General features: G+C 63.9%; 16 protein-coding genes. 5 read left to right on the top strand and 11 right to left on the bottom strand.

Annotated features, from left to right (window positions below; genetic code table 11):
* Positions 1 to 132: 132 nt before the first annotated feature.
* The 7 genes from MMF96_RS10805 to MMF96_RS10775 all read right to left on the bottom strand — a co-directional run bounded on the left by MMF96_RS10805 (position 133) and on the right by MMF96_RS10775 (position 5,697).
* Positions 133 to 813 (bottom strand): GntR family transcriptional regulator, encoded by a 681-nt coding sequence (locus MMF96_RS10805; protein WP_256883550.1) that lies wholly within the window; start codon positions 811 to 813, stop codon positions 133 to 135.
* A 162-nt stretch (positions 814 to 975) separates the two neighbouring features.
* Complete coding sequence (locus tag MMF96_RS10800; protein ID WP_256883549.1) at positions 976 to 1,176, bottom strand: tautomerase family protein; 201 nt, start codon at positions 1,174 to 1,176, stop codon at positions 976 to 978.
* 2 nt (positions 1,177 to 1,178) lie between these two features.
* Positions 1,179 to 2,666 (bottom strand): aldehyde dehydrogenase, encoded by a 1,488-nt coding sequence (locus tag MMF96_RS10795; RefSeq protein ID WP_176616184.1) that lies wholly within the window; start codon positions 2,664 to 2,666, stop codon positions 1,179 to 1,181.
* Entirely contained in the window at positions 2,650 to 3,393 is a 744-nt protein-coding gene (locus tag MMF96_RS10790; RefSeq protein WP_256883548.1) for an alpha/beta fold hydrolase, read from the bottom strand. The genes MMF96_RS10795 and MMF96_RS10790 overlap by 17 nt, the downstream gene beginning before the upstream one ends.
* 6 nt (positions 3,394 to 3,399) lie before the next feature.
* Positions 3,400 to 3,951, bottom strand: coding sequence for an amino acid synthesis family protein (locus MMF96_RS10785; RefSeq protein WP_176616186.1), 552 nt, complete (start codon positions 3,949 to 3,951; stop codon positions 3,400 to 3,402).
* Complete coding sequence (locus MMF96_RS10780; protein ID WP_176616187.1) at positions 3,948 to 4,568, bottom strand: amino acid synthesis family protein; 621 nt, start codon at positions 4,566 to 4,568, stop codon at positions 3,948 to 3,950. Before MMF96_RS10780 ends, MMF96_RS10785 begins: the two co-directional genes overlap by 4 nt.
* A 1-nt stretch (position 4,569) precedes the next feature.
* Positions 4,570 to 5,697: an LLM class flavin-dependent oxidoreductase gene (locus tag MMF96_RS10775; RefSeq protein WP_176616188.1), complete on the bottom strand. Its 1,128-nt coding sequence runs from the start codon at positions 5,695 to 5,697 to the stop codon at positions 4,570 to 4,572.
* Between the two features lie 303 nt (positions 5,698 to 6,000).
* Between MMF96_RS10775 and MMF96_RS10770 the strand changes: the two genes are divergently transcribed.
* The 3 genes from MMF96_RS10770 (at position 6,001) to MMF96_RS10760 (ending at position 8,212) form a co-directional block, all read left to right on the top strand.
* Positions 6,001 to 6,429 carry an ester cyclase gene (locus tag MMF96_RS10770; RefSeq protein ID WP_176616189.1) on the top strand — a complete coding sequence of 143 codons (429 nt, stop codon included), beginning with the start codon at positions 6,001 to 6,003 and terminating at the stop codon, positions 6,427 to 6,429.
* Positions 6,429 to 6,965 (top strand): flavin reductase family protein, encoded by a 537-nt coding sequence (locus MMF96_RS10765; RefSeq protein ID WP_256883547.1) that lies wholly within the window; start codon positions 6,429 to 6,431, stop codon positions 6,963 to 6,965. Before MMF96_RS10770 ends, MMF96_RS10765 begins: the two co-directional genes overlap by 1 nt.
* A gap of 149 nt (positions 6,966 to 7,114) precedes the next feature.
* Entirely contained in the window at positions 7,115 to 8,212 is a 1,098-nt protein-coding gene (locus MMF96_RS10760; protein WP_256883546.1) for an alanine--glyoxylate aminotransferase family protein, read from the top strand.
* 94 nt (positions 8,213 to 8,306) lie between these two features.
* Here MMF96_RS10760 and MMF96_RS10755 read toward each other — a convergent pair whose 3' ends face one another.
* The 4 genes from MMF96_RS10755 to MMF96_RS10740 form a co-directional block, all read right to left on the bottom strand.
* Positions 8,307 to 8,930 (bottom strand): RraA family protein, encoded by a 624-nt coding sequence (locus MMF96_RS10755; RefSeq protein WP_256883545.1) that lies wholly within the window; start codon positions 8,928 to 8,930, stop codon positions 8,307 to 8,309.
* Positions 8,927 to 10,084, bottom strand: coding sequence for a RidA family protein (locus tag MMF96_RS10750; RefSeq protein ID WP_256883544.1), 1,158 nt, complete (start codon positions 10,082 to 10,084; stop codon positions 8,927 to 8,929). The genes MMF96_RS10755 and MMF96_RS10750 overlap by 4 nt, the downstream gene beginning before the upstream one ends.
* Positions 10,081 to 11,457, bottom strand: a complete 1,377-nt coding sequence (locus MMF96_RS10745; RefSeq protein ID WP_256883543.1) for an MFS transporter — start codon at positions 11,455 to 11,457, stop codon at positions 10,081 to 10,083. The genes MMF96_RS10750 and MMF96_RS10745 overlap by 4 nt, the downstream gene beginning before the upstream one ends.
* Before the next feature lie 174 nt (positions 11,458 to 11,631).
* The gene (locus MMF96_RS10740) at positions 11,632 to 12,792 is read right to left on the bottom strand and encodes a helix-turn-helix domain-containing protein (protein ID WP_256883542.1); all 1,161 of its coding nucleotides are present in this window, start codon (positions 12,790 to 12,792) and stop codon (positions 11,632 to 11,634) included.
* Between the two features lie 266 nt (positions 12,793 to 13,058).
* On the opposite strand from MMF96_RS10740, the gene MMF96_RS10735 reads away from it, so the two are divergent.
* Positions 13,059 to 14,381: an MFS transporter gene (locus MMF96_RS10735; RefSeq protein WP_256883541.1), complete on the top strand. Its 1,323-nt coding sequence runs from the start codon at positions 13,059 to 13,061 to the stop codon at positions 14,379 to 14,381.
* Positions 14,378 to 15,994, top strand: a complete 1,617-nt coding sequence (locus tag MMF96_RS10730) for a thiamine pyrophosphate-dependent enzyme (RefSeq protein WP_256883540.1) — start codon at positions 14,378 to 14,380, stop codon at positions 15,992 to 15,994. The genes MMF96_RS10735 and MMF96_RS10730 overlap by 4 nt, the downstream gene beginning before the upstream one ends.
* Positions 15,995 to 16,002: the final 8 nt, after the last annotated feature.

The raw sequence follows: 16,002 nt of genomic DNA, 5'->3' as shown, positions 1-16,002 counted from the left end.
GTCCTATCGGTCAATTCTTGCGAAAGTGGGTGCGGTCCAGCGCCACGGCACCCGCATTGGTGCCGCGTTCTGAAATCGCTCGGTTGTGGGGTGGGGTGGGCCTCGCTGGGCCGGCCCTGGGCTAGCCGGCGGCTAGTTTCTGTCTTGGCGTGAAACGGAGTCCATCATGACTTCGCGGGAGGAGGCCCACACGTGGTCCTTCATGGCCAGCTCCGCGCCGACGCTGTCCTTGGCGGTGATTAGTTCCAGGACCTGGCGGTGTTCCGCCGTGGACCTGGAAAGCCGCCCGGGATGCTGAACGGAGGTGAGGACCAGGTGGTGGTATGCAAGCTGGTTCATGAGCGTTCGGTAGTGTTGGGCAAGTTTGAGGTTGTCTGACCCGGTGATGAGGGTTTCGTGAAATTCGTGCACCAGGTTGGCGTAAGCGGCGCTGTCATTGCGCAGCACCGCCAGTTCGGAAGCCTCCACATTTGTCCGGAGGGTGTCCAGCTCGGGAATCTGCCCGCGCCGGGCCATCAGGCGTGCTGCGAGGCCCTCCAGCGTTTCCTTCACTTCAAACATTTCAAGAATCTCGCGTCGGGTGATTTCCCGAACAAAGGTGCCCACCTTGGGTCGGATTTCCACGAGTCCCTCGATTTGCAGCTGCTTGAGGGCTTCACGCACGGGCGTCCGGCTGACTGCATAGTACTCAGCCAGCCGCACCTCCGAGAGTGCGGTTCCAGGCTTGTAGTCCCCGCCCAGAATGAGCTCACGAATCCTGTCAAGCAACGTGGTCTCGCCCAGCGAATCATCCACTGCTGTGTCCTGGCTCACAATACCTTCTTGCATGGTAGAAATCCTATTTTGAAGCTTGCATGCATGTCAATAGATGTTCACCAATTCGGCGAACTCACTTCCATGGAGGGAAAACGTGGCAAATCAGGCCGTCTTGGCTTTTTGCCGAGCCATGACGGGCAGCCTATCTACCATGCAACATTACCCGGAACTGGCGTCCAGTTCCGTGAGGGTGACGTCGCCCGTGGCCCAGTGGTCCCGGGGCACCTCGCGAACGATGACGCGGATGTGCTCCGGACGCGCGGCGGTGGTGCGTTCCACCGCCGCATGGACCTCGTGGATCATGGACCGCACCTGAGCGGCTGTCCGGCCGGCCGACAGGGTCACTTCAATGAGCGGCATGGTCAGCCTCTCATGATAAACGGGTCGTCCACGGGAGCGTCGTTGGTGTTGATCCACACACTCTTGAGGCGGGTGTACTCGCGGATGGTCTCCGTGCCGTGCTCCACACCCACACCGCTGCTCTTGAACCCCTGCCGGGGCGACATGGGAGACATGGCACGGTAGGTGTTGACCCAGATGGTGCCCGCGTCCAGCCGTCCGGCCAGGCGGTGGGCACGGGAGAGGTTCTGCGTCCACAGCCCGGCCGCCAGGCCGTACTGGGTGTCATTGGCCAGGCGGACCACCTCGTCCTCCGTTTCGAAGGGCATGATCGCGGCCACCGGGCCAAAAATCTCCTCGCGGACAACGCGCATGCTGTTGTCCACCCCCGTCAGGACCGTGGGCTCGAAGAAGTAGCCGCCCAGACCCCCGTCGATGGACCGCCCGCCGGTGAGGACCTTGGCACCCTCGCTGACGCCCAGGTCCACGTAGCCGGCCACCTTGTCTCGTTGCGTGGCAAAGGCCAGGGGGCCCAGCTCTGTCGCGTCCTCCAGCGGATCGCCGATCACGATCGACGCCGCCCGCGCGGACACCCGTTCCAGAAGTTCGTCGTAGACGGACTTGTGGGCAAAAACGCGGCTTCCGGCAATGCAGGTTTGCCCGGCGGCCGCGAAGATGCCGGCCACCACGCCCATTGCGGCGTTGGCGACGTTGGCGTCTTCGAAGACGATGTTGGGCGACTTGCCGCCAAGTTCCAGGGTGGCACCGATGAACCGCGACGCGGCACTTGAGGCGATCCGCGAGCCTGTCTGCGTACTGCCGGTAAAGGAGATCTTGGCCAGCTTCGGATGGTCCACCAGTGAGGCCCCGGCCTCGCCACCAAACCCCGTCACCACATTGACCACACCCGGCGGGAATCCGGCTTCGATGACCAGCTCGGCCAGACGCAACACTGTGGCCGAGGTATATTCGCTGGGTTTGACCACCATGGTGTTTCCAGCTGCCAGGGCCGGCGCCAGCTTGCTGGTAGTCAGGGTCAGCGGCGAGTTCCAGGGCGTGATGGCACCCACCACGCCCACCGGTTCCCGCATGGTGTAGTTCAGCACCGTCTTGTCCGAGGTCGGGATGACGTCGCCCTGGATCTTGTCCGCCAGACCGGCGTAGTAATAGTAGTACTCGGGCAGGGAGGCCATCTGCCCGCGCATTTCACGCAGCAATTTGCCATTGTCCAGGGTTTCCATCCGGGCGAGTTCCTCGGCATGTTCGCCAATGACGTCCCCCAGCCGGCGCAGCAGGTGCCCACGGCGGGTCTGGCTCAAGTCCCTCCAGCGCGGGTCCTCAAAGGCACGCTGTGCCGAGTCAACGGCCTTCGAGATGTCTTCCGAATTGCCGCGGGCAGCAGAATACAAGACCTCCAGCGTGGCCGGATTGGTGCTTTCGAAATATTCGCCACTGGCAGGCGCCACCCACTCGCCGCCGATGAAGTGGCCGTAGCTACGGATAGTTGACATTGATTTTCTCTCCAATAAACGACGTGAGGGCGGTGGCCAGGGCTTCTGGGTCTTGGACCGGCAGCATGTGCCGGGCATGGGGAACAACGACGGCGGTGCAGTCCGGCATGGCCCCCGCCAGCCGGTGCGTCATCTCCGGGGTCGAGCCGGGATCGTCCGCACCGGTGACGGCCAGGGCAGGAACAGCTATTTTGGGCAGTTCCAGGGACAGCCCTTCATCCGCGGTGGCAAAGACGCGGTAGCAGTTCAGGTACGACTGGACGTCGTTGCCCAGGAGGACCCGCCGGGTCTGCGCAACGACGGAATTTGGTGCCTCCGTCGCATCTGGGAACCAGCGCTCCAGGGATGCTTCGACACTGGCCGGAAAGTCCCCGGCTGCCAGGGCCAGCCGCGCCAGGACAGCCGAGCGCTCCTCTGGGGTGCGCCGGCACACGGAGCTGACCGAGGTCAGGCTCGCCAGCAGCCCTGGCCGGTGGCTGGCCAGATGCTGGCCCACCAGGGCGCCGAGGGAAAAGCCCACGAGGTGCGTCCCCGGTTCCAGCATCCCGGCAATGTCGTCCGCGAGATCGGACAAGGTGACGTCCGCCGGCGCGGGCGGCCGCGTCCCGTGACCCAGGAGGTCCAGGGCACGGACGTCAAATTGCGTCCCCAGCCGCCCAGCCAACTGATGCCACATGGTGTGGTCCAGGCCCACGCCGTGCAACAGGACCAGGGTTGCCTTGGCCATCGCCGGCTACTGTTCCGTGGACAGCGCGGCCAGGCGCTGCTGTGGACGGCCCTGGGATGCGGCCGCGAGTGCAACGATGATTTCATCCGCGTGCGGGGCATCGTCAATGCGCACTTCCACACTTTGGTGGTGCGAGCGGATGGTGGCGTCGGTGATGTGCTTGAGGGGAATGTCGAAAATTGTGCCGGCCGTGGCGCGCTTCTCCACCGCCGGCAGCAGCGTCGTGGCGTTGGCGGCCTTGCGGAAGTGGTCACCAAACTTCAGGGTGTGGATGAGGGCCGATCCGTGCTCCACTTCGCCGTTCAGCCCGACGATCGCAGCCTTGCCGTAGGCTTCTGCAGGTGTCCCCAGCGCCGCAAGTACGGCGGGGGCCAGCAACGCGCCAAGATCGGATGCCGTGGCGTCAATGCCGGCCGAGAGGTCTTCCACGAATCCCTGGCCGGCCCACGGGTTCTCAATCACGGCGGCCACAATTGCCACGCGCGCCGCCGGCGAGACGGCCCGGCCGCCCTCCTGCGAGATTTCTTCAATGACAGTGACTACCTTGCGAATTTTCATGCGAATACGTGCTCCAATTTCTCTGCTGTGACAACTTGGTCGGTTTTCCGGTCACCGATGCGTGCGTGCGGCCGCGGCCCGGTGGAGGCCGCCGCGATGACAACAATCTCGTCGGGGCGGGGCCCGTCGGAGACCCGGGCGGCAATGGTTTGGTAGTGGCTGCGGGTGGCCGGTGCGTGCTTGTGCCACATCGGGACAATGAGTGCCTGCCCGGCATCCGATCTGCTGTCGGCAAAGCAGATGATGGACTCGCCCTCCAGGAATTCCCGGAAGAGGTTCCCGAAGTAAGGGGTGTGGATCAACGCTCCGCCGTGCTCAATTTCGCCGGCCGTGCCGACAATGGCTGCCTTGCCGAACGCCTCAATCTCCTCCGCCCCGCCAAGGGCCGCCTTGAGGCGGTCCGAAAGGGCACGCGCCAGGTGCGGCGCAACGGCCTCGGCCTGCCCGGCCAGGACCTCGCCCGGACCAGTGCCCAGCCATGGATTGCGGATCACGGCCGCCACGGTGGCCCGAACGGCAGGGACCGCTGGAGGCGCGCCGTGTTCATCCTTGACGTCCTCCTGGTAAAGGACAATCTTGCGCAGCCAGTCTGACAACTTTGTCGCAGTGGCCGCCATCCTAGTTGCTGCCCGTGAATTGCGGCATGACGTGCTCCGAGAAGAGCTCCAGGCTTCGCATGGACTTCTTGTGGTCCAGCCCGGGGTGGGTGGTCCAGAGCATCATGTGTTCCAGGCCGACCTCCCGCTTGAGCTCGGCGATCTTCTCGGCAACGAACTCGGGTGTGCCAACCAACATGTTGCGGTCCATCAGGAAGTCAAAGTCGAGCTTGTGCGCATCCGTCAGTTCTTCGCCGTCCTCCATCATGTTGGAAAGCCCGCGCCAGTGGGTGATCCACTTGTATGTGTTCATGACGGCCTGCTCAAACTCCTCGCGGGCCTGTTCCATGGTGTCAGCCACATAGACGTCGCGCACCAGGGCAATCCCCTCGCCCAGCGGCACGTCGCGGCCCTGGGCCTTGGAAGCTTCCTCGCGGTACAGCTCAAAGCGCGGCTTGAGGGCAGAGACCGGAGGCAGCCAGAAGATGCCTTGGATGCCGTCCCGGCCGGCACTGGCAATGGAGCGCGGGGTGTCGATGACCTGCCAGAGCGGCAGCTCCTCCTGGAACGGCTTGGGAACCACCGACATCTTGGTGATGATGCCATCTTCGGTGAAGTCGCTGGTGGCCGGCGAAAGCGGGTGGCTCCATTTGACCCCGGGCTTGGGGAATTCGTAAAAACGGCCCTTGTGGCTGAAGAAGTCCTGCGTCCATGCCTTGCGCATGACTTCCAATGTTTCCGCGAACAGGGCGCGGTTTTGTTCCTGGTCGCGGGGATCCGCCAGCTCATTCAGGTTCAGGGCCTCCCGCCCATAGAGGCCGCGTCCCACGCCCACCTCCACGCGACCGTCGGAGAACTGGTCCAGCAGTGCCAGGTCCTCGGCGAGGCGCAGCGGGTGCCAGAAGGTGGCGATGGCGGCTGCCTGGCCGATGCGGATGGTGGAGGTCCGCGCCGCAATGTCAGTGCCCATCATGACGGGGTTCGGCGTCAGCTCCTGGCCCTCGTGGCCAAAGTGGTGCTCGGTGTACCAGGTAGACCAAAACCCGTAGCGTTCGGCCGCCTGCGCGTACTCTCGGGCATCTTTCATGTGCTGGTTGTAATTTTTCAAGTCACCGGGAGCACCCAGCGCATGGAAGATGGAGAAGCGCATTGGTATAGCCTTTCGCTCCGCTGCAGCGTTGCAGCGAGTTTGTCAATGGTGTGGTGCATTGTCCGTCGACTTCAACGTCAACACATCTTGCATGGTAGCGACTATATGCATCGACGTTCATTGAAGTCAACGACTTGCCTCACCGGCATAGTCATGGAGTAAAAAAATCCCATAAATAACGGTAATTTTGGTCTAAACTACGGAAATCCACATCACAAACGGCCAGCACCTTTGACTTGGCATTGTGAGCTGCATTACCGTTGGTGCCATACATCAGAACGTTTTGAGGAGGAGTTTTCACCCATGTCCAAGGAATCGGAGCTGAAGGCGCACGTCCGCCGGGTATGGCACTCAGTGTGGGACGAAGGCGACGTTGACGCGCTCGATGCGCTGCTGGCCGACGGTTTCACCCGCGTCACGGAGGGTTCGTCGTCACCCCTCGATGCGGCGGCATACAAGGGCGCGGTCAGGACAACCCGCGCCGCATTTCCTGACCTTAAGACCACTGTCGAGGACCTCGTCGAGGAGGACGGCCACCTGGCCATCTTTTGGAGCAGCACCGGCACCCACAGCAACGAACTGTTTGGGGTTCCGGCCACGGGCAGGACAGTACAAACGTTCGGGGTGAACTTCTGCACCTTCACCGACGGCAGGCTCTTCCACGAGCGCGTGACCTGGGATCCGCGCCAACTGCTCAACGCCCTTGGCATTACTTCACTAGGAGAAGATTGATGACTGAAACCGTGGTCCCCGGCATCGCAGACCGGGACGTGGATGAACCCGATCCGCTCATGGTCCGGGGATTCAACAAGCAATTCATTACGGGCGTCACGGTTGTCACCACGCGCGAGGGCGACAAGCCACGCGGCCTGGCGGTGAACGCCTACGCTTCCATCTCCTTCGATCCCCCGCTGATCATGGTGTGCATCCAGCGCACCTCCTCGACGTATCCGGCGCTTCACGCAGCCACCCACCTGGGCGTCAACATCCTCAGCAACCGCCAACGCGAGGTGGTGAATGTATTTTCGTCCAAGTCCGACGACAAGTTCGCTGAATTTGACTGGCACGGCGGGCCCCACTGTTCACCGCTGATCGACGGTTCCGCGGCCATGCTCGAGGCGGAAATCCGGGAGCGCTTCCAGGCGAAAACCCATACGGTATTCATCTGCCGCGTCCGCCATGCCGAAGTCAACGACGTGGCACCAATGGCGTACAAGGCCGGCAAGATTCTCGACGGCGGCGGGCTGACCGAGATTCCAGAGCGCTAGTGGCCCGGTGCCCGCTCCGGCATGGACGGGCCGCACCGCCTGTAACCTTACCCGCCGAGGTCGTGCATGACGCGCTGGGTGCGATGAAATAGCGCTGCCAGCGGCGCATATGCTGTAGAGGAACCTTCCGCGCACACCAAGGAGCTTCCATGACCGAGACCCTCACCTACCGCCACCTGTTCGGGCCGGGACCGAGCAATTGCTACCCGGAGGCAGTCTCGGCCATCGCGGCCCCGATCCTGGGCCACCTGGACCCCCTCTTCATCGAAATGCTCGACGACACCTGCGAGGGCCTGCGCGAGGTCTGGGGCACCACGAACGCCCGAACCCTTCCGCTCAGCGGCACGGGCTCGCTCGGCATGGAGGCCGCGTTCGTCAACACCATCGAAAAGGGCGACGTGGCCGTCGTCGCGGTCAACGGCCTCTTCGGCGAGCGCATGTGCGAGGTGGCCCGCCGCGCCGGCGCCGAGGTGGTGCGCGTGGACCACGAGTGGGGGCGGCCGATCGACCCCGAGCGCGTCGCCTCCGCCCACCCCGCCCCCAAGGTGATCGCCGCCGTCCACGCCGAAACCTCCACCGGCGTCCGCTCCGACATCGCCGCGCTGGGCAAGCTGAAGGGTGATGCGCTGCTCATCACCGATGCCGTCACCTCCATTGGCGGCCTGGAGCTGAAGGCCGACGACTGGGGCATCGACGTCGGCTATGCCGGCACGCAGAAATGCCTCGGCGTCTCCCCCGGCCTGGCCCCCTTCACCATTTCCGACGCCGCCTTCGAGCGCCGCGTCAAGGACCCGCGGTCCTGGTACCTGGACATCGGCCTGCTCGGCGGGTACGTCGGAGCGGCCAGCGGCAGCAAGCGCACGTACCACCACACGGCCCCGGTGGCCATGATTGCCAGCCTGCAGGCAGGCCTCGGCCGCATCCGCAATGAAGGGCTCGACGCGGTCCAGGCACGCCACGCCGCCGCCGGCCTTGCCCTCCAGGACGGCCTGCAGGACATGGGCCTGGAACTGTTTGCCGACGAAGGGTCCCGCCTGCCCAGCCTGACCACCGTCCGCGTGCCCGACGGCGTCCATTCCGCCGTGGTGCGGTCCTACCTGCTGGAGAACTTCAGCCTGGAAATCGGGGCCGGCGCCGGCAAGTTCGCGGACACCGTGTGGCGGATCGGCATGATGGGGCCCAACGCGAACCCGGCCTCCGTGGTGCTGGTGCTCGGCGCGCTGAAGGAAGCACTCGCGAAGGCATAGGGCAGGCCCCGGCGTCTGCCAGCGGGAAGCCGCCCGGGCATGCGCCCATCCGCCAAAAATCCAAACCTCGGCAACGTGTCCCCAACCAAGCACATCAGCTTTGCGGGAGCACGCTTGAGATCGATTCACCGGAGCGGATGCGCGCCAAGATCGCAGGCTCAGCCAGGTCCGAGGCGAGTGCCCTGTCGACAATTGCGGCAGCGTCTTCAGGTCTCAGGACAAGCACTCCGTTATCGTCTGCCATGACGATGTCGCCCGGGTTTACCATCACCCCGCCGCACAGCACGGGAACGTTGACGGCACTGCCGGCGTCAGCCAGCCGCTTGGTAGTGAGCACGCTGGTGCCGCGCGCAAAAACGGGCAGGCCCGCTTCACGCAACTCAACGATGTCCGTTACGACGCCGTCCACGACGATGCCTGCGGCGCCGGCGGTCTGGGCGGCGCACCCGGTCACGGCACCTACGGGGGCGTGCCGCACATCGCCACCGGTTTCGATGACCAGGACGTCTCCGGGCTCCAACAACGCCAGGCCCTGATTTGTAGCGAATGCGTCGGCGCCGGCAACCCGAACTGTCACGGCACGCCCCACAACGTGGATATCGGCCACGAGGGCCCGGATGCCCGTATCAAGGAAGCCGTCCTCCAGAAAGTGCCCAATGGTCGGGAAGCTGACGGACTGCAGCCGCTGGATAAGGCCCTCGTTAACGGCAACACTCACGCTTCACCGCTCCCTTCCGCAACTGCAATGCACTGGATCTCAAAAGTGAAGTCCCAAATTCCGACGCATACGGATGTTGTTGCGGGAAGGTGCGGGCCAAACACCTCGGCATAAATGCGCTCATATTCCTCCCTTTGGTCAGGGCTGGTCAGGTACGTCGTGACGTTGACCACGGAATCCAAGCTGGAGCCGGCTCCTTCCAGGACCGTTTTCACGTTCGTCAGCACCTGCCGCACGCTGCCCGCAAAATCCCGGGGCCGGTGGTCCACGCTCGTTATCAGCGGGATCTGGCCGGTGGTGAAGATCAGACGGTTGGCCTGGACAGCCTGGGAGAACGGGCCAACGGAATCGGCCAGTCCCGGGAATGTGGCGAAGCGTTGGATGGCTCCGTCCTCCGGGGACGTTCCGGCCACGGCCGCAATGCACTCGATTTCCAGCGCAATGTCCCAAATGTCAACGCAACATGATGTGCGGGCGGGCAATCCGGCCCCGATGGCACCGGCGTATATCCCGTTATATTCAACCAGCTGGTCCGGGTCCGTCAGATAGCTGGTCACCTTCGCCATGTGCTCCATGCTTGAGCCCGCCGCCGTCAGCACCGTGTCCAGGTTCGCCATGACTTGGCGTACTTTTCCACCGAAGCTTTCCGGCTGGTCGGCCATGCTGGTGACCGCCGGAGTCTGCCCCGACGTGAACACCAGGCCGTTGGCAACAACAGCCTGCGAATACGGGCCCAGCAGCGGCGCCATGCCGGGCACGTTGGCAATCCGCCGGATGTCGGTTGATTCCCCGGCAACGGCGATGCACTGGATTTCAATGGAGTGGTCGCTGTCCGCGACCATGACGGTCGTTCTCGCCGGCAGGTTGGAGCCAAACGCCTCGGCGTAGATCACGTTGTACTCGGCCAGCCGGCGATCGTTGAGAAAGGTGGTCACCTTGACCACGCGGTCCATGCCGGAACCTGCATCCGACAACGTTCGGGCGAGGTTCGCCAGGGCCTGCCGCACCTCGCGCTCAAAGTCGGCTGGGCCATCAGCATGGTTTGCCGGCCCCGGCACCTGCCCGGACACGAACACGAATCCATTCGCGATCACGGCTTCCGAGGATGCCCCGGTCAGCAGTGCACCGGCGCTCCTGTCCAGTCGGCGGATCATACAGTGACCCCGCTTCCGTCGACCGGTGTGCCGGCGTTCAGTCTGGAGGACTGGTGGTCAACAGCATCAATGTTTGATCGCAGCGTCTCAGTGAGCAGGAGCAGAGCGACCAGCGATACGACGGCCGAGCCGATGAGGAACCAGGCAACCGACGATCCCTGCCCGGTGGCATTGAGCAGGGCCGTGGTGACGACGGGCGTGATGGCACTGCCCAGCAGGCCGGCGAGCATGTAGGCGACCGACAGCCCTGAATACCTGACCCTTGGGCCGAACAACTCCGCAAGGAAAGTGGCAATGGGCCCGTAGTTTGCGCAGAATGCCGTCATCATGAGGACGTATCCGAGGATGAGGCCGGCCACGGTGCGAGTATCCATGAGCCAAAACATGGGGAAAGACAAGACAATCTCGGCAACCAATCCGCCGATGATGACCGGCTTCCGGCCGAATTTGTCCGACATTTTGCCAAACACCGGGAGCATGACCAGGCCGACCACACATGCGCTCAGCACAGCCAGCAGCATCGTGTCCGTGGAGAACTTCAACTCAGTCTTGCCGTAGGTCAGGCCAAATGCCACCAGGACGTTGAAAGCCGTTCCGGTCGAGACCGTGGCCAACGCGCCGAGGATGACTTGCTTCCAGTATTTGCGCAGCAAATCGAAGAGCGGGATCTTGGCTTTTGCCCCCGCATCCTTGACGGCCTGGAAAGAAGGGGTCTCCTCAAGCGAGAGGCGGATGTAGAGCCCAATGGCAACCAACAGCACGCTGACGAGGAAGGGGATGCGCCATCCCCAGGAAAGCAGTGCCTGTTCAGGCATGATCCCGGCAACCAGCAGGAACACCAGGTTTGCGATCAGGGTCCCGCCAGGGACGCCAACTTGGACAAGCGAGCCATAAAATCCCCGCTTGGCCTTGGGCGAGTGTTCAACAACCATCAACACGGCGCCGCCCCATTCCCCGCCCAGGGCCAGACCCTGAATGATCCGCAGGGTGAGCAGCAAAATGGGCGCGGCAACTCCGATAGTCCCGTAGTCCGGCAGGAGGCCGATGGCGAAGGTTGCCGCTCCCATGGTCAGGAGGGAGGTAAGGAGCATCGACTTCCGGCCCATGCGGTCACCGAAGTGGCCGAACAGCGCGGCGCCGATGATCCGGGCAACGTAGGCCGCTGCGAAGGTACCGAAGGCCAGCATCGTCCCGACGAGGGGGTCGAAGCTCGGGAAGAAGATCTTGTTGAACACCAGGGCTGACGCCGTGGCAAAAAGGAAGAGGTCGTACCATTCGACCGTGGTGCCGATGACGCTGGCGACGGCGATCTTCCGCATCTTAAGGATCGGACCGGGCAACGCTGCACCGCCGGCATCTGAAGTATTGGGCATGGTGGTCTCCAACAAGGGGCTAGTTGATGAAATCTGCGGTGGATGCACCGCTTGACTTAAACTCTGATGTGCTGTCGGTCACAATTCAATGGCATTTCCCACCCGCTTTATCCGTCAAGAATGGGCCTTTGCCCAATCTTTCCCTTCAAGCCCAGGCAGTCTGTGGGCATACCGCTAAGTCGGCCACGCAATCGCGATACTGGCGGCATGCTCCGGAACCATCAGGTCAAATCCCGTCACATCCTTAAACCTGGCCAAACGGTTCAGGATGGTGTTCCGGTGGCAAAACAGCTCCGAGGCGGTTTTTGTGACACTTCCAGAGCGCATGAACGCGCGAATGGTCTCCTCCATCCGCTGGCGTTCCCCCTCCCGGCATTGCGCCAGCTTCAAGCCCAGCTCACGCTCCAGGTCCAGGCCGCTCTCCCTGAGCTTTTCGCGCGCGAGCCGTCGCCAGCCGGTCTCGATCGTCAACGGGCCGGCATCCTCTTCGGTCGAGATTTGCGCCAACGCCGCTGCCGTTCCGGCTGCGGCTACGAGCGACCTCAGGCCCGGAACATTCTGGACCAATCCACAGGGGATGGTCGGCGTGGTCGATGCCGGCTCTCCCCGGGCGACCCGCGAGCGGGGGCGGCTGAAGGGCTGCCAAAACATGAAGGTGACGTTACCGCTCTGGTACAGAAACGGTCCCTTGACGCGGAAAGTGGAGACTTGTTTCTGGAGTTCCCTCGCCGCCGGACCGATGGCCGCGGCTATGCCAAATTCACCCTCGGGATCAACTTCGAGGGCCGCTGCGGCCTGGCTGATCACGTCGACCGTCCGGCCCGCCGGACCGAAGAGCTTGACGATGAACTCCTGTCGGTAATTCGATTCTTCCTGGGCCATGCGGACCCGCTCCGCAAGATAGCTGATGTGCGTCTGAGTCGCGTACTCGTCGACCACGCGCCACACGTGCTCCACCCGGCCGGCGAGCATCACTGCATCGGAGGGAGCACAGTGTTCCAGCAGATCAGTCCATACAACACTGAAATCCAGCCTGATCGCCGTGATCAACGACTCCGGGGGAATCCCCTGCCTGGCCCTCTTTTCGCCCAGCGCCGCTGCATAGTGGAGCAAATCGCCACCCGCCCTACCTTCCGCCAGGCTCTCGGCCAACAGCCGCAGGGACTCCGTGGCCGTTGTCCTGACGTCGCCGACATCAACCATTTCCGTGGAATAGCTGGGGACATGGGAAACCCGGGCCAGGAACCGCTCCACCAGCTCGTCAATGCGCCCGCCCAACTCCCCGACTATCGAGCTCCATCGCTCATTGTCTCCGGCATCCATAAAGTTGTGCATCCGCCCACCATATCCGGTGGCGGCACAGTGCAGCACTTGTCAGGGCATGTGCTGCCACAAGACCGGGAAGGAGGATCAACCGCCGGCACAAAATCGACATTCTTGTGCAATCCCACAAGTATGGCCGACATTTGCGCTGTGCTCACCTAGTTCATTTGGGTGAATCTCCTGACAAAATGGGTGCAGGACGGCGGTGACCCCAATCACAGGATTCGGTCGCCGGCCCGGCTTAACCGCACGTTTAGATTCCATTGGAGCAATTGATCATGGCAACAAAGGCCAGCACGCACCAGCCTTCTGCACCACCCCCCGTCAGCGAAAGCGTCACCCGCAAGGTGGCACTCGCCGCCCTCGTGGGAACGGCCCTGGAGTGGTACGACTTCTTCCTTTTCACCACGGCCGCGGCCCTCGTGTTCAACGCACAGTTTTTCGTCTCGCACGACCCGTTCATTGCGGCCATGGGATCGTTCGCAACTCTGGCGGTCGGCTTCGTTGCCCGCCCCATCGGCGGTTTCATCTTCGGCGCCCTGGGTGACAAGGTGGGCCGCAAGAAGATCCTCATGGTGACGATCATGGGCATCGGCGTGGTCACCGGGCTGATCGGACTGCTGCCAAACTACATGACGATCGGCTTGGCAGCACCCGTGCTGCTGGTGGTCCTGCGCATTGTCCAGGGGCTGGCCGTCGGCGGGGAATGGAGCGGAGCTGTCATCATTGCCGTCGAGAACGCACCGATCGAGAAGCGCACCCGCTACGCCGCCCTGCCGCAGATCGGGTCCCCAATCGGCACCATCCTTTCCTCCGGCGGCTTCTTCGGGATGCTGTACCTGGTGGGGCAGGGGAACTTCGATGCCTGGGGCTGGCGCATTCCATTCATCGCGGCCATCCCCCTGCTTGCCATTTCCCTGTGGATCCGGGGCAAGCTCAGCGAGTCGCCCGAATTCGCCGCGCTGATGGAATCCGGGGAAACCGAGCATGCCCCCATCCGGGGAGTGCTCAAGAACAGCTGGCGCCAGATCCTGGTCGGCATGTGCTCGGCCCTGCTCGGCATTGGCGGCTTCTACCTCATCACCAGCTTCGTGGTCTTCTACGGCACCAAGGTGCTGCACCTGCCGTATGGCCTGCTGCTCATGGGCACCTTGCTGGCCGCAGTCCTTGAGATCGGCGCGCTCGTGTGGGCCGGCCGAATGGGCGAAAAGTTCGGTGCCAGCAAGGTCATCCTCTGGGGCGGCATCGCCTCGGCCCTGGTGGCGGTCCCCGTCTTCCTGGCCATCGAAAGCCGGAACCCGCTGCTCGTGGTCGCCGGCATGATGGTCGGGGTTGCGGTCCTCTCCGTACCGTACGCCGTGTCCGGAGCGGCACTGACCTCCCTGTTTGCCACCAAGGTCCGCTACACCGGCGTCGCCATCACCTCAAACACCGCCGGCGTCATTTCAGGCTTCGTGCCGCTGATCGCCACCGCATTGGTCGCCGCCAGCAGCTCGTTCTGGCCCGGCGCCGCCATCCTCGTCGTCATCTCCGTCCTCACAGCTCTGTCCGGCATCTTCCTGCCCGCGCTGAGCATCAAGCAAGAAGGAATGAAGCTTTGAGCACAACAACCGCAGGCCACCTGATCGTCGACCAGTTGGAACGCGCCGGGATCAAGCGCGTCTACGGCGTTCCGGGCGAAAGCTACCTGGACGTCCTGGACGGCCTCCACGACTCCGCCATTGAAACCGTCGTAACCCGCCAGGAGGGCGGCGCGGGATTCATGGCCCTGGCCGAAGGCCGGCTCACCGCGCTGCCGGGCGTCGCCATGGTGACCCGCGGGCCGGGAGCCGCCAACGCCTTCATCGCCGTCCATACCGCGTATCAGGACGCCACGCCCCTGGTGCTGTTTGTGGGCCTGATTCCCGTGGCCGACCGTGGGCGCGAATCGTTCCAGGAATTCGACATCAACGCCTGGTTTGGCAGCACCGCCAAAAAGGTGGTCACGCTCGACGACGCGGCCTCCGCCGCGCGGGTGGTGGACGATGCCATCTTCACCGCCCTGAGCGGGCGTCCCGGCCCCGTGGTGGTGGGCCTGCCCGAAGACGTGCTGGTCCATGCCATCGAGGCCGGCACCGTGGAGCCCCGCCCGGTCTCGCGCCCGGCACCGACGGGTCCCGCACTGGACGAACTCCAGTCCCGCCTCGCCGCGGCTTCCAAGCCGTTGATTGTGGTGGGCGGCGAAGGCTGGACGCAGGAATCCAGCGACGCGCTCGCCGGCTGGGCCGCAACCCGCGGCGTGCCCATCGTGGCCGATTTCCGTGCCTACGACGCCGTTCCGCACAGCTCCGACGCCTACGCCGGGTACCTCGGCTATGGCCGCAGCGACGCCAACGCCGCCCGGCTCGACGCGGCGGACCTGATCCTGTTCATCGGCTGCGTCCGCAGCGACGTCCTCTCCGACGGCTACACCCTGGGGCTCGGTGCGGAAACCATCGTGGTCAATGCCGATGCAGACCTCCTGGGCCACTTTGGCAGCCTGGACCAGCAGGTCGTTGCAGACGTGAGCGCGTTCTCGCTGGCCCTGGCAGCCACGGAGCCTGCCGTGGAAAGTGCTGCCGGGTGGTTCTCCGGAGCCCGTGCGGACCAGCTGAAATTCTCCACGGCCCATCCCGACGGCGGGACCGGCGTCGACCTCGGCGTCGTCATGGAAATCCTCAAGCAGGAGATGGACGACGACGCCATTCTCACCTTTGGCGCCGGCAACCACACCCTCTGGCCTGCCCGCTACCTGCAGCACACCAGTGCCAATTCGCTGGCGGCACCGCGCAACGGCGCCATGGGCATGGGGATCCCGGCCGCCGTGGCCGCCTCACTCACGTACCCCGGCCGGCAGGTCATCTCGGTGGCCGGCGACGGCTGCTTCATGATGAACGGCCAGGAAATGGCCACGGCCATGGCCTACGGCGCTCCTTTCATCGCCCTCGTGGTGGACAACGGCATCTTCGCCACCATCCGTGAACACCAGGAAAACCACTACCCCGGCCGGCCGTCCGGAACCCACATGACCAACCCCGATTTCGCAGCACTGGCCCGCTCCTACGGCGGCTACGGCGAGCGCGTGGACACGGCAGACGGTTTTGCCGCTGCCTTCCGCCGGGCCAGCGATTCCGGCCTGCCCGCCGTGCTGCACCTGCCGCAGGACCCCGCCACCCGTTCCCCCAAGAGCAACTGACTGGAGCC

The sequence above is a fragment of the Arthrobacter sp. STN4 genome, from assembly GCF_024539665.1.
Taxonomy (GTDB): domain Bacteria; phylum Actinomycetota; class Actinomycetes; order Actinomycetales; family Micrococcaceae; genus Specibacter.
Note: the sequence above shows the minus strand (reverse complement) of the source record. Positions and strands in the feature narration are given on the sequence as shown.